We start from the raw sequence: 24,759 nt of genomic DNA, 5'->3' as shown, positions 1-24,759 counted from the left end.
CTGCTTCGCCTGTTCGCTATCGCTCGAGTCTCCTCCGTCGAGATGACAATATTGCGTTGAAATCTTGTTATGAATACGAAATACCCTAGCCCAGATAGAAGTGAAAATCCTTTATGTTTTTTCTTTAAAAACATAAAGATTGTAACGGATAGCTGGAAATAGCTCCTTAAAAACTACTCCACTTTTAGAATTACGGGAAGTATAAACTGGGTTTTTACAGGTAATCCTCGCTTGATTGCAGGATTGATTTTTGGGAAATCCACTAAACGAGCTTTGAGGATACTATCGATTTTTATTTTATCATAAGCTACCGAATCTTTCGGGAATTGCGGTTCGAACTTCATGGTGGCATTAGGAAAAACGGTCACTTTTACCTCGATAGTATCCAGTTCAGGATAAAGCATAGCCAATGTGTCGTTGCACAATTTTTCCTGTATTAACTGGGTTAGAACCTCAAAAAAACATTGTTGGCGTTGTTTTTTGTCGTCGATTTTATCGCAGTCCACAACCGATGGATATTCGTCTACCTCTTTCCAATTGATGGACTTCAATTCCTTTTGCAACAATTCCTTTTCGGAAGGAACCTGCTTGTCAAAATATTGACAGGAATTAAAAAGTATAAAGGCTAAAAAAAGGGAAAACTGCTTCAATGTTTGTTTTTTGAATGGGACTAATATGTTATAAAAATACAATTATTTTTCTCATATTCGTGAATGAAATGAGTGTTGCATTTTCGGCATCAAAATTACTAAAAATATTTTTATGGATATCCTCCTTTTGTTATTGGGTTTTGTTTGCGTTGTCGCGGGTATTTTTGGGAGTTTTCTCCCTGTTTTACCTGGGCCAAGTATCAGTTGGGTTGGAATCGTATTACTGTACTTTACTACTGCTGTTCCTGCCAATTATTGGATTCTGGGGATTTCCTTATTGATTACTATTGCGCTAACGGTTTTGGATTATATCATTCCTGCCAAGGGAACCAAAAAATTCGGTGGTAGTAAATATGGTATTTGGGGAACAAATATCGGTCTGATTGTTGGGATTTTTGCGCCAATTCCGTTGGGTTTTATTATTGGCCCGTTTGTTGGTGCTTTTGTTGGCGAACTGATTTACGATAAACAAGACCATCAACGCGCTTTGAAAGCGGCTACCGGCTCTCTGTTAGGCTTCCTGGCATCCTCTTTTATGAAGTTTGTGGTGTGTATGATGTATCTTGGATTGTTTCTTTGGATTGTATGGGAGAATAGTGCAACACTGTTCTAAAACAAGATTTTTGTTGTGTAAAAAAATCATTCCTTTTCCTTATAAAAACATTCTTGTTTACCATAGACCACTAAAAATAAGCAGTTAAACGATAAAGACAAAATCCAGTTTGTTTGTTTTGTAATTTAGATGAGTTTTATAATTCATTGACATGCAAAAACTTAGCTTTTTAATATTCGTCTTTTTATCCTCACAAGGTCTTTTTTGTCAATCTTATTATGCGATCGAAGGTTTAGTTTTAGATAAAGAAAAAGGTCTTCCATCAGCAAATGTTTTATTACTAAAACCATCAGATTCTACTTTGGTAAAAGGAGTTATGACCGATGCGAATGGAAGTTATAAATTCACCCAAATTCCAAAAGGAAATTATTTATTAATGGTGAGCATGGTTAGCTTTGATTCTCAATATTCGCAACCATTTGATGTAAATAACAATTACACAGCAAAAACCATTACGCTATCGAGTGAAGTCGAACTAAAAGAAGTCGTGGTGCATACTACCAAACAGTTATACACCCAGAAAGTAGATCGCATGGTCATCAATGTCGAGAACAGTATTATCTCAGCTGGAGGTTCGGCTTTAGACATCTTAGAACGCTCACCCGGTATTACTGTCAATAAACAAAATAACAGCATTTCGGTTGTTGGTAAAAATGGCGTGGTTATAATGATTGACGGAAGAAAAAACTATGTCCCAGAATCTGGACTTGTACAATTTTTGGAAGGACTAAGTGCAGACAATATAAAATCGATGGAAATAATCACAACCCCTCCTTCCGATTTTGATGCAGAAGGCAATGCGGGATTTATAAACATTATTCTCAAAAAGAATACAGATGCCGGTCTAAACGGAAATTATTCGATATCCGCAGGTTATGGAAAACGCCCTTCAAGTACCGATAATATTTCTTTTAATTTCAGAAAAGACAAAATCAATATTTTTGGAAGTTACTCCTATATATTCGATAAGCACACGGAAATATTTTACAATAGTCGGGCTTATGTAAAAAACAATGATACATTGGGAACCACAGTAACTTCCAATAGGTTCCCGACCAGAAACAACCACAATGCCAGAATAGGATTGGATTACCAACTGTCTGAAAAAACAGTAACCGGAATTCTCTTCAATGGTTACAATACAAAATGGACAATGGACGCCAACAATGACAGTTTTGATACAACAAACGGTTTGCCAACTGCTTTTACCGAAACTTTAAATGAAGAATTAAATCAATGGAAACATTTTGGCGCCAACTACAACCTAAAACATAATTTCACAGACGATAACTATTTTAGTTTCAATATGGATTATTTGTCATACAAAGACAATAACCCCAATACCTATGACAACTCCTATTTTGACGAAAATAAGGTTTTATTATATGTCGAAAAAGTACGAAGTGGTAAAGTAACACCAATAAAAACTTGGGTTAGCAGTTTTGATTACAGTGATAAATTCAATAAAAAAATAAAATTTGATGCCGGTGTAAAAGGGTCTTTTTCCAATTTCGTCAATAGTGTAAATGTAGATAATCTGCAAGGAGAAAATTGGGTTCCCGACCCAACATTGACAGACAAAAGTCATTTGGACGAAAAAATTGCAGCCGCCTACTCCGCTTTTGAGTATACGATAAACGACAAAACAAGTTTAAAATTTGGGTTGCGCTATGAATACACCGATTCTCAATTGGATACCGATACTGAGGGAAAAGTTGTAGACAAACAATATGGAATTTTTTTTCCGAGCATTTTTTTAAGTCGAAAACTCAATGATGACTTCAATATGAATTTATCGTATTCGAAAAGGATAACCAGGCCAACTTTTAATGATTTGGCTCCATTTGTGATTTTTATAAATCCAACTACCTTTTTTTCGGGTAATTCGGCATTGCAACCCGCAATTTCAAACGCATTCAAATACGATATTAATTATAAATCAACGATACTCTCTTTTCAATATACCGATGAACAATCTTCTATCGCAGCTTTTCAAGAACATATAGATGAAGATACTGGTAGGCTTATTTTTACCGCAACCAATTTAGATTACACAAAATCACTTTCCATAACCCTAGGACTACCTATAAAAGTTAATGAATGGTGGAAAATGCAAAATAATTTAATCTACATCAACCAAAAAATTAAGGGATTATATAATGGAGATACCGTTCACTTAGCTTTAGGAAATTTTCAGGCAAATACAACACAATCCTTCAAAATAACAAAAACAATTTCAAACGAAACAACAATCTATTATTACGGCCCGAGTCTTTTTGGTACAGCAAAATTTGACGCTGTAGCTGGAGCTGATATTGGATTTCAGAAAAAATTCAATGAAAAATGGGGCACCTTAAAATTTTCGATAAATGATCTCTTTGATTCCAATAAATTTACAGGAGGAACAGATTTGCCAGATCAAAATATAAAAACCCATAACAAATTTGACTTTAGTAACAGAACTTATCTTCTTACTTATTCAAATACATTTGGAAACAGTAAATTAAAATCATCACGAGAACGCCAAACAGGATCTGAAGACGAAAGAAACAGAGTCAACAAATAGAATAAAACTAATTTTACATCCATAAAAAAAGCCTTTCCGTTAAGAAAGGCTTTAAACAATATTTGCGGTCTGGACGGGACTCGAACCCGCGACCCCATGCGTGACAGGCATGTATTCTAACCAACTGAACTACCAAACCTTGTTTTATTGCGAGTGCAAATATACAATAGATTTTCGTTTACGCAACTATTTTATAACACAAGAATCAAAAAAAATGTAACTCCCTTAAAATCAAAAAAGCTATCCACAAAGTGGAAAGCTTTTCATTGGTCTAACTACAAACCGGTCTCGTCATATAGGACGAGAAACAACACAACTAGCTTTAGATACCGTATTTGGGCAAAAAAGCCTTTCTGTTACGAAAGGCTTTTCCCAATATTGCGGTCTGGACGGGACTCGAACCCGCGACCCCATGCGTGACAGGCATGTATTCTAACCAACTGAACTACCAAACCTCTGCTTTATTGCGGTGGCAAAGATACAATAGATTTTCATTTACACAAGCCTTTTATTAGAGAATTTTAAAAAAATCTCCACCTTACTACCCAAACTTTTGTTTTTCAATTAGGTAGGTCGTTAAAATTTTTTCAAAACTTTCGCCAACTCCCACAGGAATGTACTTTATTTTGTTTTGAGCACAGGTCAAAGCCAACTTTTTGAAGTAATCACCCACCTGTTTTTCGTATGCTGACTTCACATTATCGGCAAAAATAACTACCTCATCTCCTGTTTCTACATCAATAAACTTCCTAGGCGCATTGTCAAAATCAAATTTAAGCTCCGTTTCGTTGTCGACAACATGAAATAAAACCACTTTGTGCTTGTCGTGTTTCAAATGTTGCAGCGCATTAAAAAGCGCTTCTTCGTTGTCCGACTGAAACATATCGGTAAACAAAATAATCATCGAACGGCGATGGATTTTCTCCGCTATCTGATGCAAATAAGTAATAGTATCCGTTTGCTTCTTCTCTTTTGAGTTATCCAAAAGACCCTCGAGTTTGTTCAAAATCATTCTGTGATGACGATCGCTTCCTTTTTCCGGCGCATAATACTCATAACTATCCGAAAACACACTTAGCCCAACGGCATCACGCTGTTTCTTCAACAAATTCATCAAAACTGCTGAAGCCAATACTGAAAAACCTATTTTACTTTCGTAAAACTGCTGATTGTCCTTCAATTTAGGATAATGCATCGACGAAGAATTGTCAATAATAATATGACATCTCAAGTTAGTCTCTTCCTCAAAACACTTGGTGTACAATCGATCGGTTTTGGCAAACAACTTCCAATCGATGTGTTTGGTGCTCTCCCCTACATTATACACTTTATGCTCGGCAAATTCAGCCGAAAACCCATGAAACGGACTTTTGTGCATACCCGAAATAAAGCCTTCCACCACTTGATTGGCCAACAATTCCAAATGCTGAAAACTGGATATCTTTTCTACTTGCGATTCGATCTTCATATTCCAAATGTATTAAAAGATTGAATGATTTAAAAATTAAAAAAACACAATAAGCCAATAGCCAATTATCCTTTAGAAATACTAAAAAACAAAAAAGGCTTGACTAACGCCAAACCTTTTTATATAAACTATAATCGTTACCGATTACAACAATGCGTCTAAGCTATCTGCATACGTTTGTTTTGGAGCCACTCCTACTTGTTTTCCTACTACTTCTCCGTTATGGAAAACTAATACCGTTGGAATGTTTCTAACACCGTATTTTGCAGCAAATTCTTGGTTTGCATCTACATCAACTTTACCCACAACTACTTTACCTTCGTACTCGTTGCTAAGTTCGTCAATGATTGGTCCAACCATTCTACAAGGCCCACACCATGCTGCCCAAAAATCTACCATTACAGGTTGTGTCGATTTCAAAACTACTTCTTCAAAAGTAGCATCTGTTATTGCTAATGCCATACTATTTTTTATTTTATGTTTAAATGCTTTTTGTTTTAACTAGGGTACAAATTTAGAAATTAAAAACCAACCAAATGCCATTCCCAAATTAGTTTTCATTATAAATGTATTGCTAATTGCTATTTTAAAATTGATTTGGAGCTATTTCCAGCTGTACACTATATCTATTGTCCCGAACCCCGGGACAACAGGATGCCGTTTCCATCTGGGCTAGGGCTTAAAGGATTTCAAGAACTTTTTTAGGTAATAAAAAAAGACCCTCTTTTCAGAAGGTCTTTATTCAATTTCTATTGCGCTTGATTATAGACTGTATTTCAATCCAAAAGTCATTCCTAATCCACTAATTCCAACATAAGAACTAATATCATCAGTTGATTTAGTACTATCAAAACCAGCAGCGTTTGTTACTTTACTATTTGAAGTAGTATTAATTTGATCTACATAGTTAACATGACTTGCAGAGTAAGAAGCATCAGCACGGAAACCAGTAGGAGTATTTAATTTATCTACACCATTTTCAGTGTATTCTTTTGTTTCTTTAGTTTTCCCATGAACAGTAAAGTTACGGTATTCCAATTCAGCAAAAAGAGAAATGTTTTTTCCTAATTTATAAGATGTTCCCAAAGCAGCCATAAATCCAACAGTTGGATTTGGCAACACTACGTCTTTCGCATAAGTATTTGTTGTTCCAAGTGGATTAGTATAGGTTCTTTTTGTTTCGATTGTTAAATCTCCAACTACAGGAACAATAACACCTACTTTAGTGTAAGGCTCAAATCCTTTAGTTTCACCTAAAAACAAAACAACCGCAGGAGCTAAATCAAAAGCAGTGATATGTCCTTCAGCAGTACCTGTTACAAAAGTTGGACCAGCAGCCACTAATCTGTTAACAGTTTTAACCATAGTTTTATCATTTCCTGCAAAATAATTAAATCCCATCTCAACACCCAAACGTGGTGAAAAACGATATCCTACATTTAAACTTGTACGGAATCCTTCTCCAAAAGAACCGTGATTTGTTTCTCTAGAAACCAAAGTAGTTCCGTTTGCAGCATACACATCAGTGTTTGGCAATGCACCAGAAACAGTTGGAAACTCTGTTGCAGCCGTTTGAATAAAATAAGAACCTCCTAATTTAAAATACCAAGTTTCTGGCTTACTGTCTGCAGTACTTGTAGTTTGCCCTACCATAGTCATTGTAGAGACTAATAATCCGAATAATAATAAACTCTTTTTCATGATTTTTTGTTAATTAATTTGCGCAAACTTAAAATAATTTTGACTATTCTTTAAAATCACTTTAAGCGCCTCAACACCCAATTAACACTATTTTTAATACTTGATGCTATTTTTTACTATGCGTGCATAATTTTAACTAAAAAACATACTATACGATTGAAAATTTAACGTTTAAAAATCAATTTAATTTAAAATTAATCTGCATTTTTTCCAATTCAAACAATAATTCATTCGAAATTTGAACTTTTAGCTTTCTGCTCGGCATCGATAATTTGGTCACTACTTTTATTTCTTCCACTTCTGTGACTGGCTTTATTTCAGCCACTTCAGCTCCTTCTTCATTTTCATCCACAAAAGATTCCTCTTCATTTTCAGCAAACTCAGGAGTAGCCTCAACGATTCGTTTTATTTTTTCAAGCTCCATAATTTCAAAAGCAACCGTATTGTCTCCTCTATGATCTTGAAAAAGACGATTCAGTTTATGGATAAATTCAGTCTCAATATCTTTTACATTCAACAAAAGAATCAACTTTTTGGCAAACGTGCTCAACACATCCTGCAAGTATTGCACCAGTACAAATTGCATTCTAGGATCTGTTTTTTTACCTGTATCTTGATTCACCCAACCTTCCTTTATCATCACTTTCATGAAGGTAAAATTGTTTTGAATAAAGAAATGCCTAAACTTCAAATACTCTTCCCCAAAAATCTTGAATTCATAACTCTCGTCATAACCCTCCAAAACAAAGGTTCCCCATCCTTTTCCATTCTTGGCCACACGATGCTGTACATTGGTAATGATTCCGCCGAAAGTCAAGTTCTTGCCCACATACGCTTCCATATTTTTAAGAGCTTCTAGCTTGGCATTGCAAAAATATTTCATCTCAAATTTGTAATCATCCAGCGGATGCCCAGAAATATAAATTCCAACCACCTCTTTCTCTTTGGCCAGTTTTTCCATAGTACTCCAGTCTTCACAAGGAGGCACCACCGGCTCTGCAATCTGTACATCGCTGGTCTCACCAAACAAACTCACCTGTGATGAGTTTTCATTCTCCTGAAATTTGGATCCGTACTTAATGGATTTTTCATAGAATGTAATTCCATCACCTTCATCATGGAAATATTGGGCCCTGGTCGTTCCTTCGAACGAATCAAATCCTCCCGCCAGAATTAAGTTTTCCAATGCTTTTTTATTTGCTGCGCGCAAATCAATACGTTTGGTCAAGTCAAAAATAGACTTGTATTTTCCGTCCTTTCTGTTTTCTACAATAGTTGCCACAGCACCTTGTCCCACTCCTTTTATGGCCCCCATTCCAAACCGGACAGCATAATCATCATTTACCGTAAACTTATAAAATGATTCATTGACATCCGGTCCAAGAACTTGCAATCCCATACGCTTACATTCTTCCATAAAGAAAGAAACCTGCTTGATATCACTCATATTATTGGACAAAACCGCCGCCATATATTCCGCAGGATAATGGGCTTTTAGATAAGCCGTTTGATAAGCGATCCAAGCATAGCAAGTGGAGTGTGATTTATTAAATGCGTAACTCGCAAAAGCTTCCCAGTCTTTCCAAATTTTCTCCAAAACTTTGGCATCGTGACCTTTCTCCGCTGCCTGGGCAACGAATTTCGGTTTCATTTTGTCTAGTACGTCCTTTTGTTTCTTACCCATCGCCTTACGCAAAACGTCAGCCTCACCCTTGGTAAACCCTGCCAAAGATTGGGACAAAAGCATCACCTGCTCTTGGTAAACTGTAATTCCGTAGGTTTCCCCAAGATACTCTTCACAGGCATCTAAATCATATACGATAGGTTCTTCTCCATTTTTTCTTCGAACGAAGGAAGGAATATATTCCAAAGGTCCCGGACGATACAAAGCATTCATCGCAATCAAATCCCCAAAAACTGTGGGTTTCAAATCCTTCATGTATTTTTGCATTCCGGGTGACTCGTATTGGAATATACCAACCGTTTCACCTCTTTGGAACAGCTCATAAGTCTTGACATCATCAATCGGAAAAGTATCCGGATCCAATTGAATTCCGGTTCTGTACTTTACCAATTTTACGGTATCTTTTATCAAAGTTAGAGTCTTCAGACCCAAGAAGTCCATCTTTAGTAATCCGGCACTTTCAGCAACCGAGTTGTCAAATTGGGTTACATATAAATCCGAATCTTTAGCCGTAGTAACCGGAACGAAATTGGTAATATCCGATGGCGTGATGATTACTCCACAGGCGTGAATACCGGTATTTCTCATCGAACCTTCCAATATTTTAGCCTGCCGAATGGTTTCTCCCGCTAAACTATCTTCATTGGCAATGGCAATCAGTTCTTTTACATTCTCAAACTCGTCCGATCGTAATGCTTTTTTGACATCCTCTTCTTTTTCAGAAATAAAACGGGCCAAATTCCACTTGGAAGGCATCATCCCTGGAATCAGCTTCGCAATTTTATCGGCTTCAAAAAGTGGCAAATCCAATACACGAGCCGTATCACGAATGGCTGATTTGGTTGCCATTTTACCGTAGGTGATAATCTGCGCCACCTGATTGGCTCCATATTTATTGATTACATAATCCATTACACGACCGCGACCTTCATCATCAAAATCGATATCAATATCGGGCATGGACACACGATCTGGATTCAGGAAACGCTCAAAAAGCAGATCATATTTTATCGGGTCAATATTGGTAATTCCCAAACAATAAGCCACCGCCGAACCCGCCGCAGATCCACGGCCGGGACCAACCGAAACATCCATTTCTCTTGCTCTGGCAATGAAATCCTGAACAATCAAAAAGTAACCCGGATAACCCGAATTGGAAATGGTCAATAACTCAAAATCCAATCGTTCTTGAATCTCGGGAGTTATTTCGCCGTATCTTTTTTCGGCACCTACCATCGTAAGGTGACGTAAATATTTATTCTCGCCTCGAACACCACCATCCGCCTCATCTTCTGGTACCACAAACTCTTGTGGAATATCATATTTAGGTAGCAATACATCGCGATACAGAGAGTAAATTTCGACCTTGTCAACAATTTCCTGAATATTGATAATGGCATCAGGCAAATCGGCAAAGAGTTTTTTCATTTCCTCTTCCGACTTATAATAGTATTCCTGATTAGGCAAACCATAACGATATCCACGACCACGACCAATTGGTGTCGCTTGTTTTTCACCATCTTTTACACACAACAAAATATCGTGCGCATTGGCATCTTCTTTATTTAGATAATAGGTGTTATTGGTAGCTATTAATTTTACATTGTGCTTTTTCGAAAATTCAACCAATGTTTGATTCACCCGATTTTCATCCTCTTGATTATGACGCATTATTTCAAGATACAAATCGGTACCAAATTGCTCTTTCCACCAAATCAAGGCTTCTTCGGCTTGGTTTTCGCCGATATTCAGAATTTTACTCGGAATCTCTCCGTATAAATTTCCAGACAAAACCATAATGTCTTCCTTGTATCTTTCTACAATTGCTCTATCAATTCTAGGCACATAATAAAAACCTGCTGTGTATGCAATAGAAGCCATTTTGGCCAAATTATGATATCCTTTTTTGTTTTTGGCCAACAAAACAACTTGATAACCATTGTCTTTTTTGGATTTGTCCAAATGGTTTTCACAGATATTAAATTCACAACCTACAATAGGCTTGATTTCGGTTTCCGTTGGTTCTTCCCCATTTTCGATCAACTCCTTATTTTTGGCAGAAGCCGATTTGTTGTGATTCATTATCGCACTCACAAAATGGAATGCTCCCATCATATTTCCAGTATCGGTCATTGCCACGGCAGGAAATTTGTTCTTGGCTGTAATCGAAACCAAAGCACCAATAGCGATAGTCGATTGCAAAACCGAAAACTGTGTATGGTTGTGTAAATGCGCGAAAGACGCATCTATCAATACTTTTTTATTCTCCGTAAGTTCTTCTTTGGAAACCGAAACGGCTTGTTTTTCTCCAAATTGCAATCGGATTCTTTCGGAAGCTTCTTTTAGGTTAATGTGTTTTAAACCTATCAGCTCAATTTCGTGTGGATTTTTACTTTTGAAATCCTTGAAATAACCTGCCTCAACATCGAGTTCTTCTTTGGTAAAAATATCCCTGCGGATTAATTCCAGAAAACAACGTGTCGTGGCTTCAACGTCGGCGGTGGCGTTGTGCGCTTCCGCAAAAGGAACGTTGAACAGATAACTATGTAATTCTGTTAATGTAGGCAATTTGAATTTTCCACCACGTCCTCCGGGTAATTTCAATAACGAAGCAGTAACCTCGGTACAAGTATCCAGAATAGGCATTTCTCCCATAGGCGAAGCAACCCCCATTCGGTAGAATTCACAACCCATAATATTGATGTCGAACCCTAAATTCTGGCCTACAATAAATTTGGCTTTGCCTAAAGCAACGTTGAATTTCTCCAAAACTTCGGCCAAAGAAATACCCTCGGCTTCGGCCAATTCGGTCGAAATACCGTGAATTCGCTCGGCATCATAAGGAATATTAAAACCCTCAGGCTTTACCAAATAGTCCTGATGCTCGATGAGTTTCCCCATATCGTCATGCAACTGCCACGCGATTTGAATACATCTTGGCCAGTTGTCGGTGTCAGAAATGGGTGCTCCCCATTTCTTGGGTAATCCTGTGGTTTCGGTATCGAATATTAAGTACATAATTGCAAATGAAGTGATTGTAATTTTCTACAATTACAAAAAGTGAATTTCAAAATTAGTCTTTTTTTAGGGTATAGAAATGGGTAAGTTATCAACAAAAAAATAAAAAACTGAAACAATACACAATCGAAACTTATCCTGTTACTTAGCCATCCAGATTTGATTACTTTAATAAAAAAAAAACTGTTTCAAATCTTTATGAAACAGCTTTTTTTTACAGATTATATTTTTTAAACACTAAAAACTCCTGCTTCTTTTTTGGCTTTATTTCTTTTAGAGGCAAGGTTCCAATTTAGATTTTTTTGATATTGATAAATTGTGTTTTCCTCCAAAGGATTCATCACCATCAAATAAATCCATTGGTTATCCAGTAATCTTTTTATATTTTCATTTCTAGAAACAATTTCGGTTACTCTTGTTAAAGGCGCTTGGATGATTACCGATAATCGCAAAGGCTGATGGTACATTTCTTTATCTGATTGTCTTAAAGATTGTAGTGGGAGCCCCATTTTTATGTCACCACCATTTCCTTGCACCACTGCAAACTTACCCGTAATATTATGCGTTATTTTCGAACCTCCTCCAAAAACTTCATTATCAACCGTCGAAAAATAATAGTGATTATTTATCCATTGCGTAACGGCCATAGGACCTTGCATAATGTTTTCAAGTGCCGATCCGCCTGCATCTGTTTCCCAATTATAAGAGTTTAGAAAACAACGTCCATCCAGATTATGATTTTTGGTTAAATTTCTTGATCCTATAATAAATCCGGCGTTTTTTGCCAAACCCCATTCTGGTCTGGTTTCGCCCCAGTCATTAGCTTTTTTTTGCGCTTGCTTCACACTGTCCTCTGTTTTGATGCCAAGACGTTCTTGGGTAGCAGTAAGTTGTGCTTTTGCCAAATTAAATTTTAATTTTTCTACCCATTTTTTATGCAGATCCGGAGTTTCAGCGTCAAACAGCACAATTTCATCTGTAGTTGTATTGTGTTCTCCTCCAATAAAAGTGGTAGTCCCAGGGATTAGGATGTTATGATTTTCGAGAAGAGTCTTTCTGACTTCTGGCAAATTAGCGAGTTTGGCTAACATTCTGGCGTTATTTCTTCCTGGACTCGCAGCACATGCTCCACAATCTAAACTCGATCCAAAAGCGTTGTTAGCGGAATGGCTTCCATGCCCAATAAAGACAATGATTGGCGCAAATTCCTGCCATCCCATTATATCAAATGCTGATTTTACGATGGCTGCTTTTTCTGTTAATGAAATGTTTGGCTCGCTGTCTTCATTGTGATTACATCTTTTTTTAATTTCTGGAATACAAATAGATTCATGGCCCTGGGCACCTTTTTGGGTTATTCTATATAAGTAAGCTGGTGCAATTGTTCTGGCTATCAAGGATATTCCGTAAAAAAAACCTGAACCTTCAACATAGCCAAAGGCAGATGGAAGCATATTTTTCATTCTTTTTAGAAAATATTCCTTAAAGTTTAAAATCTGATTCTTTTTTTGGTACGCCTGGAGTTTTGCCACATTTCCTTTTGGTGCGACTTCGGAAACTTTATACGCTGAATTTACAATAGGCGGACATGCTTTATGTATTATTCCATTATTTAGATTCTCATAATCCATTGCGATTCCAAAAAAACCTGCATAACCAAATGTTTCATAATTTCCTTTATTTTCTATATTTCTTCGAATTAATTCTGACCTTGTATCAATACAAAAAACCAGCTGGGCATCTGGAATTTGTTTTTTTGTTTGCGATTCCGACGTACTTATCTGTTGATTTCCTAACAGTTTCACAAGGCCACTTTGAAAACTTTTCTCCCATGCTTTTAACCAGATATAATGTAATTTTGTAGTGGAAGAATTTACAAGAAAACTACTTTTTTCAGGTTCAATAACTGCTTTTATTTTTTGGGCTATCCAAAGTCTGACGCCTAAATAATCTTGTATATTTATAGGATAAACTTCTTGCCATTGTGAATTTGAGTCCGTTCTATGATTAATATATCCTGTCCAGCCAGGCAATGACGCTAAATGAAAAGTGCAGATTGCAATAAACTGTTTCTCACCATATTTATTTAATAATTCATTTAAAACTTCGATACTTGTTTTAGGAATTTCTGCCAAAGCCGTTTTTGGCATGTCGGTATCATAAACGGCTAATTTTCGCCATGCTCGATAAAAGCCTTCACTTTTATTGGGCATTTCCCATTCTGCCAAACCTTCGTCCAAAAACGCCGCTAACCACTTTGCCAAAATGCAGTCTAAATTATTATTGGAATTTATTTTGACAGTTTTTTTATACAGTTCCATTTGTAGCAAATATTCTTCTGGAGAGGCTAAAAGCTGGTTTTCTGCTAATAAATTTCGAAGTATCTTTTCATTAATTTCCCCTTTTTTCCATGCCTGACGAAAAAATGCCGCCTCTGGGTAAACATTGGCATCCAACAATTTTTCGGCTTGCTTTACAGCTTCTTCAAATGGCATTTGCTCATAACCTGCTAAAGGATTTGACGTAACAAACGAGTATAATGGCCAAGTTTTTCCAATAACTTGTGATGCTTCTGCTATACATTTTTGAATAATTGGATTCTCCATAATTATTTAGATTTAAACATTAAAACAGTTTTTTTAGACGGTTGCGTGATGTTCAGCAGTTTTACATATGCCTTTGGGTATTTATAGTAGATTCCTAATTTCATTATAAAAAACCCTATCAGAAAAATAACTCCAAATATTATTTCTATTAAAGACAGCGGGACAGGAACTTCGCTCATTGGCATATCGTGCATCAATTCTGTAATTACTTTATAAATGAGGGCATATATTGTTATTCCAGATAAAAACAGCAGCGGAGGCAAAATTGTTTTTTGTATTACACTTAAGCTTTGTTCTTTGACAATGTTGTACGTTGCTTGTCCAACCGTTATGGCAACAATAAGTGTTAAAAAAATACCACTATTCATTTTGATTCCTTTTCCAGTTAGATAAGCAAATATAAATGCGCCTAAAATACCCCAGAAAAGTACAATTACAGCTTGCAAAGGTTTTATTTTGACTTGTACTGGCCTAGACGGTCTGGCATACCCTATTTCTTCTCCTGCTGATAAAAACAAATAGGATTTGTAAAATCCGTGAAGAATTAAATGAACAACAGCTGCATTAAAAAATCCTAATCCGCATTGCATAATCATAAAACCCATTTGGGCAATCGTCGAACAGGCTAATTTTTGTTTCACATTTACTTGCAGCAGCTTTGCAAATTGTGCAATTACTGCCGCTAAACCTCCGACAACAAATAGAATAATCAGCGTATTTGATGCAAATAACAGGACTGAGAATAAGGTTAATAAAATTCCAGAACCATTTACAAATCCTGCGTGCATCAAGGCCGAAGCAGGTGTAGGTGCAGTCATTGCTGAAAGCAGCCAACGATGAAATGGATATATTGCCGACTGAATGAGTGCTGCTGTAATAATACATAAACCTGACAATAAAGTGATGTGCTGCGGCAAACTGTTTACCTTAACAAGAATACCACTTAAAGTAAAACCTCCCGTTTGGAAAGCCAACAATAAAACTCCTGCACTCAAAAAGAAACTTCCTGCTGCAAAATATCGGAATGCGAATTTTGATGCCTCTCTTGCTTCGCCCCATCTGGAATCTACTCCAATTAACTGCGACATAAAAACTCCCATTAAAAACCAAGTGATTAATAAAAGTGCAATATGGTTTGCCATCACAAAAACCATAATAGACAAGGTAAAGCCTAAAGATAGCATTGAAAATTTAGTGTGGTATCTGAATCCTTTCAAGTAATTTTTTGAATAGTTGCTGATAAGGGCACTAAAAAAAGTTACCAGTGTCCAGACGAGCAATGTAAAACCATTGATTCTTAGAATATTGCCATACTCCCATTGAGAAACATTTGGATAAGTGTAAATTAGATAAGCCAGATTGCCCAGAAACAATAAACCCAGAAAATAGGACAGTATCGTGTTGATAAATTGAGGCTGTTGGTTTTGAGGTATCATTTTAAATTTTTATAATTAATTTTTATATAATGCTGATTTCAAGAATTCCATTTATAGCTATAGTGTTATGGTAGTTTTTAGCATTTAGCATAAACGTTTGGATTACGGTCTTTTCTTTTTCAAGCTGTTTAATCCGTTCTTCTATTTCCCCTAAATTATTTTCATGATTCTGTTCCCATTTTTGAAGTCTTTGTTTTTGATGAAAATTTATTTTTTCGTCAATCAGCGACATCATAATATCTGAAGCGTCAGAAACGGTAAAATCTCCTTTCACCAATTGAATTGTTTGCTTCATTTTGTCCGTTTTAGTTAATCCATTCGTGTTCATAGTTTTCTTTTTAATGATTAAACTTTTTATCTGGCACAAAGGTTACTCCTTTTGTTTATAAATTTTTATTTATATTTGTTATGAAATCCATAAAAAATTTTTATGAATTATACTTTGCATCAACTACAAATATTTTTAAAAATTTGTCAAATACAGAGCATTACTAAAGCTTCCGAAGAGCTTCATCTTACTCAGCCAGCAGTATCGATACAATTAAAAAATTTTCAGGACCAATTTCCCATTCCGCTAACAGAAGTAGTAGGAAGAAAACTGTATGTGACGGAATTTGGAAAAGAAATAGCCCAAGCTGCTGAGAAAATAATAGAGGAAGTAAATGCTATAAATTACAAAACCTTAAACTATCAAGGCGAGCTTTCTGGAAGATTAAAACTTTCAATTGTCTCTACGGGTAAATATGTTATTCCATTCTTTTTATCCGAATTTATAAGACTAAATCCTGGAGTAGAACTTATTATTGATGTAACTAATAGATCCAGGGTTTTGGAAAGCTTAGAATCGAATGAAGTAGATTTTGCATTGGTATCGGTTTTGCCAAAAAAATTAAAAGTCAAAAATATTGAACTGATGCAAAACAGTCTTTACTTTATTGGAAGCAGTCAATTAAATTTTAAAAAACCAAATGACAAAAAAAACCTATTCGAAAATACACCTATAATATATAGAGAACAAGGTTCTGCAACCCGGACTGCCATGGAAAAATTTATTACTGCCAATAAATTTTCTGTTCGGAAAAAGATTGAACTTACTTCGAATGAAGCGGTAAAACAAGCAGTACTCTCTGGATTGGGATGCTCTATTATGCCTTTGATTGGCATAAAAAATGATTTAAAAAATAATGATTTGCAAATTATACCCGTAAAAGGACTTCCGATTATTACAACCTGGAACTTGATACAGCTCGAATCTAAAAAACTATCACCTGTTGCCTTAGCTTATCTTGATTTTGTAAATTCTAAAAAAGAAGAAATCATAAAGGAGAAATTTGCTTGGATAAATGATTATTGAACTTAATCAATTGCGTGTTTTATTCTAATTAATATAGAAACATATCTGCAATATTTTTTTAAAATATTTACTTAATATCAACTTTTGGATGTCGTAGTATTTGCGTTGAAAAAAGTACTTTTTTAAAGTGCTTTTTTCCTAAAAAAGGAAAAAAGCACTTCTTAAAAACAAAGGAAACATCAAAATATATAACTGACATTTGTTACTATTTTATTTTAAAATGTTACATTTTTTACATCAAAAACCGTTATTTTATAATACAATAGCGATAAATTTGCCAATTATTAAAAACAACAATAAACTAAGTGTTAGTTGTTCGATTAAAAAAAATGTATCGACTGTTGCAAATAGTACCCTTTCCAAAATAAAGCAGCAATAGTTTGCTCTTCAAAATACAGAAATGTTTGGGTATCGTATAAAACGAAATATTGCAATTGACGGCAACATATCTTTTTTTTACTTTTGAACTTCGATTATAACAGCATCAAGTTACTGTTGTTATAACAATTACAATTAAAAAAAAACAAAATGAGTACTACATTATTCGACAAAGTATGGGATTCGCACGTGGTGCGTAAAATAGAAGATGGACCAGATGTGTTTTTTATTGACCGTCATTTTATTCACGAGGTGACTAGTCCTGTTGCTTTTTTAGGTTTAAAAGAAAGAGGTATCAAGGTATTGTATCCTGAGCGTACTTTTGCAACGGCTGACCACAACACTCCTACTATAAACCAACACTTACCTGTTGCTGATGCTTTATCTGCCAACCAATTGAAAGCGCTGGAAGACAATGCAGCTGAATATGGTATTTCACACTGGGGATTGGGACACCAAAAAAATGGTATCGTTCACGTTGTAGGACCTGAAAACGGCATTACTTTACCAGGTGCGACTATTGTTTGTGGTGACTCACATACTTCTACTCACGGTGCTTTTGGAGCTATTGCTTTTGGTATCGGAACTTCAGAAGTGGAAATGGTATTGGCTACTCAATGTATTATGCAGCCTAAGCCTAAGAAAATGCGCATCAATGTAAATGGAACTTTAAGTAAAGGTGTGGGACCAAAAGACGTTGCATTATATATCATTTCACAATTGACTACTTCAGGCGGAACTGGATATTTTGCGGAATATGCCGGAAATGTTTTTGAAGAAATGTCAATGGAAGGTCGTATGACCGTATGTAACTTGAGTATCGAAATGGGTGCCCGTGGTGGTATGATTGCTCCTGACCAAAAAACTTTCGATTTCTTAGAAGGTCGTCTATATGCTCCAAAAGGAGAAGCTTGGACAAAAGCAGTTGAGTACTGGAAAACTTTAAAAACCGATGGTGATGCCGTTTTTGATGCAGAATTGAACATCGACGCTGCAGATATTGAACCAATGATTACTTATGGTACAAATCCTGGAATGGGAATTGGTATCACAAAACATATTCCAAACGCCAACCAAGTGGAAGGTGGCGAGGAAACTTATAAAAAATCTTTAGCCTATATGGGCTTCAACGAAGATGACGTGATGATTGGGAAACCAATTGATTTTGTTTTCCTTGGAAGTTGTACTAATGGTCGTATTGAAGATTTTAGAGCTTTTACAGAAATTGTCAAAGGAAGAAAAAAAGCAGATAATGTTACTGCTTGGTTAGTTCCAGGTTCTCACGTTGTTGAAGCACAAATCAAAGAAGAAGGTCTTTTGGACATACTTACAGAAGCTGGTTTTGTATTGCGTCAGCCAGGTTGTTCAGCTTGTTTAGCAATGAACGACGATAAAGTTCCTGCCGGAAAATATGCGGTAAGTACATCAAACAGAAACTTCGAAGGTCGTCAAGGTCCCGGTTCAAGAACGCTTTTAGCTAGTCCAATTATGGCTGCCGCTGCTGCCGTTACAGGAAAACTGACAGATCCAAGAGATTTGTTTTAAAAGATTTGAGATTGAAGATTAACGATTTTTGATTTCAGATTTCGTTAATCCACAAATTTCTTTTACAATACACAATTTAGATTACACAAAATAACATTAACGTTTTTCGATATCATTTCCCTTACGGCAAATCTAAAATCGTTAATCAAAAATCAAAAATCACAATGGCATACGATAAATTTAACATCCTTACGAGTAGTGCAGTGCCTCTACCAATAGAAAACGTGGATACCGATCAAATCATTCCTGCTCGTTTCTTGAAAGCTACTAAACGTGAAGGTTTTGGAGATAACCTTTTCAGAGACTGGAGATACAATGGAGACGATACTCCAAAAGCAGATTTCGTTTTAAACGATAAAACATACAGCGGAAAAATATTAGTGGGCGGAAAAAACTTTGGTTCGGGTTCTTCAAGAGAGCACGCAGCTTGGGCAGTTTACGATTACGGATTCCGTGCTGTTGTTTCTAGTTTCTTTGCAGATATCTTCAAAGGAAACTGTTTGAACATTGGTGTTTTGCCAGTTCAAGTAAGCCCAGAATTTGCTGAAACTATTTTCAAAGCAATCGAAGCAGATCCAAATACAGAATTGGAAATTAATTTGCCTGAGCAAACCATTACGCTTAAAGTAACTGGTCAAAAAGAATCTTTTGACATTAATGGATACAAAAAGAACAATATGATTAACGGATTTGATGATATTGATTACTTGCAAAACATTAAAGAAGAAATCACAGGGTTTGCAGATAAACTGCCTTACTAAAAAAAATAAATACAATTAGTTAAGAAACCCGACACATTTTTTAAATCTGTCGGGTTTGTATATAAAAATAGATATGGTTTTAGAAATGGCTGTTTTGCAGGTAATAAAAGGAAAAGAGCAAAATTTTGAAAGAGATTTTGCAGTTGCCAGCCATTTTATAGAATCGATTCCAGGTTATGCAAGTCATAGTTTGAGAAAATGCATTGAGGAGGAAAATAAATATCTTTTATTGGTTAATTGGAAGAAATTAGAAGACCATACTGTTGAATTTAGAGAATCAGAAGCCTATCTAGAATGGAAAAAATTGTTACATCATTATTACAATCCGTTCCCTATTGTGGAGCATTATGAAATGGTTTTGGAGAACAAGAAATAATTTTAAATCATGGACATGAAATCAACATTATCTGAAATACAACAGCGTTTTGACAATGAAGTAGCCCGTTTTTCTAATTTAGAAACAGGCCAAATCAGTACAGTTGATGCCACTTTGAGTTTAGAATTATTGACCCAAGCAACTAGTGCCTGTTGTCCTGATGCCAAACAAGTTTTGGATTTGGGCTGTGGTGCGGGTAATTACACTTTAAAATTATTAGGGCTTATTCCCGATTTTGACTCCACTTTGATTGATTTGAGTCAACCAATGTTGGATAAAGCGAAAGAAAGAATCTTAAAAGCTTCAGAAGGAAAAATCACTACTATTCAAACTGATTTTTTGAATATGGAATTGCCGGAAGATTTTTTTGATATTGTAGTAACGGGAGCGGCGATGCACCATTTAAGATCTGATGAGGAATGGGAAACTGTTTTCTCCAAAATATATAAAAGTCTAAAAAAGGGAGGTTGTTTCTGGATTTCAGATTTAATAAAACACGACCATCCTGCGATTGACCAATTGATGTGGAAACGCTATGCTGATTATTTAGAAGGCGTGGGAGGTAAAGCATATCAAGAAAATGTGTTCGATTATATTGCCAAAGAAGACACACCAAGATCTGTGATGTATCAATTGGAAGTGTTGAGAAAAGTAGGTTTTTCGTATGTGGATATTTTGCATAAAAACAGTAATTTCTCCGTGTTTGGAGGTATTAAATAATGGAAAATATGAGTTTCAAGCCCAGCACGATTGAAGACATAGACAGCATTTTTGAATTTTATGATATGGCAATAGCCTATCAAAAAACCAAATTCAACAAGCAATGGCAGGGTTTTGACAGAGCATTAGTGGAAAAAGAAATTGATGAAAACCGCCAATGGAAAATTATAATTGATAATGAAATTGCTTGTGTATTTGCGATAACATTCGAAGACAAAAGCATTTGGAAAGAGAAAAATAGTGACAAAGCCGTTTATTTTCATCGAATTGTGACGCATCCAAAATTTAGAGGTCATCATTTTGTAGAAAAAATAATCGATTGGGGATTGCAATTTGCAAAAGAAAATAATTTGGATTTTTTGAGAATGGATACTTGGGGAGATAACGAATCCTTAATTGAATATTATCAAAAATGTGGTTTTAATTTCCTTGGAGTTATCACCCCAGATTATGAAGGTTTACCCAAACATTATACAGGAATAACATTGAGTCTATTTGAAATTAAAGTAGAATAGTAAAAACATATAATACCCTTTTTAAAAGGAATACAAAAAGCAATATGGAAAAAAGAAAAATTGAAATAATGGATACTACACTTCGCGACGGTGAACAAACCTCGGGAGTATCCTTTTCTGCTGCAGAAAAGTTAACCATTGCGCAATTATTGCTAGAAGAACTAAATATTGACCGTATCGAAATTGCATCAGCTCGTGTAAGCGAAGGCGAATTTCAAGGTGTGAGCGGAATTATGTCCTGGGCTGAGGAAAAAGGATATACCGACAGAATCGAAGTATTGGCTTTTGTAGATGGCGGAATTTCTATCGAATGGATGAAAAAAGCTGGAGCCAAAGTTCAAAACTTATTGACCAAAGGTTCTTTAAATCATTTGACCCATCAATTAAAAAAAACACCAGAACAGCATTTTGCAGAAATTGCAAAATCTATTGCTTTGGCAAACGAAAACGGAATTTCCACCAATGTCTATCTTGAAGACTGGAGCAACGGTATGCGTAATTCTCCTGAATATGTTTTTCAATATTTGGACTTTTTGGTGACACAACCTGTGAAAAGAATATTATTACCAGATACTTTGGGAGTTCTTATTCCGTCGGATACTTTTGAATTTATATCAAAAATTACTGCAAAATACCCCAACATTCATTTTGATTTCCACGCTCACAACGATTATGATTTAAGCGTTGCCAATGTGATGGAAGCTGTAAAAGCAGGTATCAATGGATTGCACGTTACCGTAAACGGAATGGGAGAACGAGCTGGAAATGCTCCGCTTGAAAGTACTGTTGCTGTGATTAATGATTTTATGCCCGAGGTAAAAATCAATATCAAAGAATCCTCATTATATTCGGTAAGCAAACTTGTTGAAACATTTACTGGCTATAGAATTCCCGCCAACAAACCTATTGTAGGTGATAATGTTTTTACACAAACTGCAGGAATCCACGCGGATGGAGACAACAAAAACAATCTGTATTTTAACGATTTACTTCCAGAACGTTTTGGAAGAAAACGAAAATATGCTTTAGGAAAAACATCCGGCAAAGCCAATATCGAAAAAAATCTTCAAGAATTGGGATTGAAACTAAACCCCGAAGATTTAAAATTGGTAACCCAACGAATCATCGAATTGGGAGATAAAAAAGAAACTGTTACCAAAGAAGATTTACCATACATCATTTCAGATGTATTGGACAGTCAGTCTTATGAGGAAAAAATAGTAGTAGAATCGTATGTATTGGTTCACGCTAAAGGATTACGCCCTTCGACTACTTTATGTTTAAAAATCGATGGTGAAGTTTTTGAAGAAAATGCCCAAGGTGACGGTCAATTTGATGCTTTTATGAATGCTCTTTCAAAAATTTATAAAACCAAAAAAATGATTTTGCCTAAATTAGTCGATTATGCGGTTCGTATTCCTCCAGGCAGTAGCTCGGATGCGTTATGCGAAACCATCATCACTTGGACCAACAACGGAAAAGAATTTAAAACAAGAGGACTTGATTCCGACCAGACCGTTGCAGCTATCATTGCCACTCAAAAAATGTTAAATGTGGTGGTGATTTAAAAAGAAATTACAATTGAAAAAAATCTATTAAAAATATAATTAAAAATTAACAACAATGAAATTCAACATTGCCCTTTTAGCCGGAGACGGAATCGGACCAGAAGTAATTAACGAAGCAGTTAAAGTTTCAGATGCCATTGCCAAAAAATTCAACCACGAAATCACTTGGACACCTGCTCTTACAGGTGCTTGTGCTATTGATGCCGTTGGTGTTCCTTACCCAGACGAAACTCACGAAATTTGTATGGCTGCCGATGCTGTTCTTTTTGGAGCTATTGGACACCCAAAATACGATAACAATCCAAGCGCACCTGTTCGTCCAGAACAAGGTTTATTGTTAATGCGTAAAAAATTAGGTTTGTTCGCCAATGTTCGTCCAACATTTACTTTTCCATCATTGATTGACAATTCTCCATTAAAAAGAGAACGTATTGAAGGAACTGATTTGGTTTTCTTAAGAGAATTAACTGGAGGAATATATTTTGGAGAAAAAGGAAGAAGAGACGACGGAGAAACTGCATTCGACAATTGTGTGTACACTAGAGCTGAAGTTCAACGTTTGGCAAAAAAAGGATTTGAATTAGCAATGACACGTTCTAAAAAATTATGTTGTGTTGATAAAGCCAATGTATTAGAAACTTCTCGTTTGTGGAGAGAAACTGTTCAAGCCATGGAAAAAGATTATCCAGAAGTTGAAGTAAGTTATGAATTTGTTGATGCAGTTGCAATGCGTTTGGTACAATGGCCAAACTCTTATGACGTATTAATCACCGAGAATTTATTTGGAGACATTTTGACTGATGAAGCTTCTGTTATTTCAGGTTCAATGGGATTAATGCCTTCAGCATCAGTTGGGGAACACACTTCATTATACGAGCCAATCCACGGATCTTATCCACAAGCAACTGGACTAAACATTGCCAATCCATTGGCTACTGTTTTATCAGCTGCGATGATGTTTGAAGATGCATTTGGATTGAAAGAAGAGGCCGATGCAATCAGAGCCGTAGTCAACAAATCATTGGAACAAGGAATTGTAACCGAAGATTTAGTTGCAAAAGGATCAAAAGCATATTCTACCAGTGAAGTAGGTGACTGGTTGGTAGCAAATTTGTAGATATATTATTAATAGAGGTGCACTGAAGTGCGCCTCTATTAATACAAAATGGAATAGAACAAAAAAGGTGTCAATTTACATTGACACCTTTTTAATATATGATTGAAAAAAATATTAATATCTTCCTCCTCTGTCTCCACCACCACGGTTATCTCCACCACGGCTGTTTCCACCACCATAACCTCCGCGAGAATCACCTCCACGGCTGTTGTTAAAACTTCTTCTTTCGCCTTCTGGTTTTGGTTCAGATTTGTTTACAACGATCGCACGTCCTTGAACAGTAGCTCCGTTCAATTCGTCAATTGCCTTTTGAGCTTCATCATCATTTGTCATTTCAACAAAACCGAATCCTTTACTTCTTCCTGTAAATTTATCTGTGATAATTTTAACTGAATCAACTGCTCCGTAAGCCTCGAAAGACTCTCTTAAATCTGCTTCCTCAATACTGAATGGAAGGCTTCCAACAAAAATATTCATAAGTACTTATTTATAATAATTGAAGCAAATGTACTCTATTTTTTTTCTAAACAACTATAAATTAGCTTATTTATGATATTATTTATGATATGCCCTTATTTTTCTTTTTGACAAATCCCTATTTCAACAATGAAAAACTAATTTTTATTCCTTTATTAAATTAAGTATCAACCGAAATAGTTTTTTCTAGACACTCAGTTATTTTT

19 protein-coding genes and 2 tRNA genes are annotated in these 24,759 nt (G+C 35.7%); 10 read left to right on the top strand and 11 right to left on the bottom strand.

Features of this window, described 5'->3' with window-relative positions; translation table 11 throughout:
* Positions 1 to 173 precede the first annotated feature (173 nt).
* The gene (locus C8C85_RS09815) at positions 174 to 650 is read right to left on the bottom strand and encodes a hypothetical protein (RefSeq protein WP_116796920.1); all 477 of its coding nucleotides are present in this window, start codon (positions 648 to 650) and stop codon (positions 174 to 176) included.
* Between the two features lie 112 nt (positions 651 to 762).
* Here C8C85_RS09815 and C8C85_RS09810 point away from each other — a divergent pair, with 112 nt between their 5' ends.
* Entirely contained in the window at positions 763 to 1,263 is a 501-nt protein-coding gene (locus C8C85_RS09810) for a DUF456 domain-containing protein (protein WP_116796919.1), read from the top strand.
* A 151-nt stretch (positions 1,264 to 1,414) separates the two neighbouring features.
* A complete protein-coding gene (locus C8C85_RS09805) occupies positions 1,415 to 3,829 on the top strand; it encodes an outer membrane beta-barrel family protein (protein WP_116796918.1) in 2,415 nt (804 codons plus the stop codon).
* Between the two features lie 65 nt (positions 3,830 to 3,894).
* Here the strand turns inward: C8C85_RS09805 and C8C85_RS09800 are convergent.
* The 9 genes from C8C85_RS09800 to C8C85_RS09760 form a co-directional block, all read right to left on the bottom strand.
* A tRNA-Asp gene (locus tag C8C85_RS09800) sits at positions 3,895 to 3,968 on the bottom strand.
* 242 nt (positions 3,969 to 4,210) lie between these two features.
* A tRNA-Asp gene (locus C8C85_RS09795) sits at positions 4,211 to 4,284 on the bottom strand.
* A gap of 86 nt (positions 4,285 to 4,370) precedes the next feature.
* Positions 4,371 to 5,297 (bottom strand): DUF58 domain-containing protein, encoded by a 927-nt coding sequence (locus tag C8C85_RS09790; protein WP_116796917.1) that lies wholly within the window; start codon positions 5,295 to 5,297, stop codon positions 4,371 to 4,373.
* 144 nt (positions 5,298 to 5,441) lie between these two features.
* Positions 5,442 to 5,759, bottom strand: coding sequence for a thioredoxin (gene trxA, locus C8C85_RS09785; protein ID WP_077377586.1), 318 nt, complete (start codon positions 5,757 to 5,759; stop codon positions 5,442 to 5,444).
* A 300-nt stretch (positions 5,760 to 6,059) separates the two neighbouring features.
* Positions 6,060 to 6,998 (bottom strand): outer membrane beta-barrel protein, encoded by a 939-nt coding sequence (locus tag C8C85_RS09780; RefSeq protein WP_116796916.1) that lies wholly within the window; start codon positions 6,996 to 6,998, stop codon positions 6,060 to 6,062.
* Positions 6,999 to 7,176: 178 nt separating this feature from the next.
* Entirely contained in the window at positions 7,177 to 11,700 is a 4,524-nt protein-coding gene (gene dnaE, locus C8C85_RS09775; protein WP_116796915.1) for a DNA polymerase III subunit alpha, read from the bottom strand.
* Between the two features lie 230 nt (positions 11,701 to 11,930).
* Positions 11,931 to 14,306, bottom strand: a complete 2,376-nt coding sequence (locus C8C85_RS09770) for a DUF2309 domain-containing protein (protein WP_116796914.1) — start codon at positions 14,304 to 14,306, stop codon at positions 11,931 to 11,933.
* Positions 14,307 to 14,308: 2 nt separating this feature from the next.
* On the bottom strand, positions 14,309 to 15,742 hold the full coding sequence (locus C8C85_RS09765; protein WP_116796913.1) for a proton-conducting transporter membrane subunit: 1,434 nt from the start codon (positions 15,740 to 15,742) through the stop codon (positions 14,309 to 14,311).
* A 22-nt stretch (positions 15,743 to 15,764) separates the two neighbouring features.
* Positions 15,765 to 16,070 carry a hypothetical protein gene (locus C8C85_RS09760; RefSeq protein ID WP_116796912.1) on the bottom strand — a complete coding sequence of 102 codons (306 nt, stop codon included), beginning with the start codon at positions 16,068 to 16,070 and terminating at the stop codon, positions 15,765 to 15,767.
* Positions 16,071 to 16,172: 102 nt separating this feature from the next.
* On the opposite strand from C8C85_RS09760, the gene C8C85_RS09755 reads away from it, so the two are divergent.
* The 8 genes from C8C85_RS09755 (at position 16,173) to leuB (ending at position 24,076) form a co-directional block, all read left to right on the top strand.
* Complete coding sequence (locus tag C8C85_RS09755; protein WP_116796911.1) at positions 16,173 to 17,096, top strand: LysR family transcriptional regulator; 924 nt, start codon at positions 16,173 to 16,175, stop codon at positions 17,094 to 17,096.
* Between the two features lie 528 nt (positions 17,097 to 17,624).
* Entirely contained in the window at positions 17,625 to 19,019 is a 1,395-nt protein-coding gene (leuC, locus tag C8C85_RS09750) for a 3-isopropylmalate dehydratase large subunit (protein ID WP_116796910.1), read from the top strand.
* A 164-nt stretch (positions 19,020 to 19,183) separates the two neighbouring features.
* Complete coding sequence (gene leuD / locus C8C85_RS09745; protein ID WP_116796909.1) at positions 19,184 to 19,780, top strand: 3-isopropylmalate dehydratase small subunit; 597 nt, start codon at positions 19,184 to 19,186, stop codon at positions 19,778 to 19,780.
* 55 nt (positions 19,781 to 19,835) lie between these two features.
* Entirely contained in the window at positions 19,836 to 20,156 is a 321-nt protein-coding gene (locus C8C85_RS09740; RefSeq protein WP_243412096.1) for an antibiotic biosynthesis monooxygenase family protein, read from the top strand.
* Positions 20,157 to 20,171: 15 nt separating this feature from the next.
* Positions 20,172 to 20,876 (top strand): class I SAM-dependent methyltransferase, encoded by a 705-nt coding sequence (locus C8C85_RS09735; RefSeq protein ID WP_207786927.1) that lies wholly within the window; start codon positions 20,172 to 20,174, stop codon positions 20,874 to 20,876.
* Between the two features lie 8 nt (positions 20,877 to 20,884).
* A complete protein-coding gene (locus C8C85_RS09730; RefSeq protein WP_116798447.1) occupies positions 20,885 to 21,391 on the top strand; it encodes a GNAT family N-acetyltransferase in 507 nt (168 codons plus the stop codon).
* A 44-nt stretch (positions 21,392 to 21,435) separates the two neighbouring features.
* On the top strand, positions 21,436 to 22,959 hold the full coding sequence (locus C8C85_RS09725) for an alpha-isopropylmalate synthase regulatory domain-containing protein (RefSeq protein ID WP_116796906.1): 1,524 nt from the start codon (positions 21,436 to 21,438) through the stop codon (positions 22,957 to 22,959).
* 55 nt (positions 22,960 to 23,014) lie between these two features.
* Entirely contained in the window at positions 23,015 to 24,076 is a 1,062-nt protein-coding gene (gene leuB / locus C8C85_RS09720) for a 3-isopropylmalate dehydrogenase (RefSeq protein ID WP_116796905.1), read from the top strand.
* Between the two features lie 114 nt (positions 24,077 to 24,190).
* Here the strand turns inward: leuB and C8C85_RS09715 are convergent, their stop codons facing one another.
* Positions 24,191 to 24,553 carry an RNA recognition motif domain-containing protein gene (locus C8C85_RS09715; protein ID WP_111408102.1) on the bottom strand — a complete coding sequence of 121 codons (363 nt, stop codon included), beginning with the start codon at positions 24,551 to 24,553 and terminating at the stop codon, positions 24,191 to 24,193.
* Positions 24,554 to 24,759: the final 206 nt, after the last annotated feature.

It is taken from the genome of Flavobacterium sp. 103, from assembly GCF_003096795.1.
GTDB lineage: Bacteria > Bacteroidota > Bacteroidia > Flavobacteriales > Flavobacteriaceae > Flavobacterium.
The sequence above is the reverse complement of the archived record's forward strand: the minus strand, read 5'-3'. Positions and strand labels throughout refer to the sequence as shown.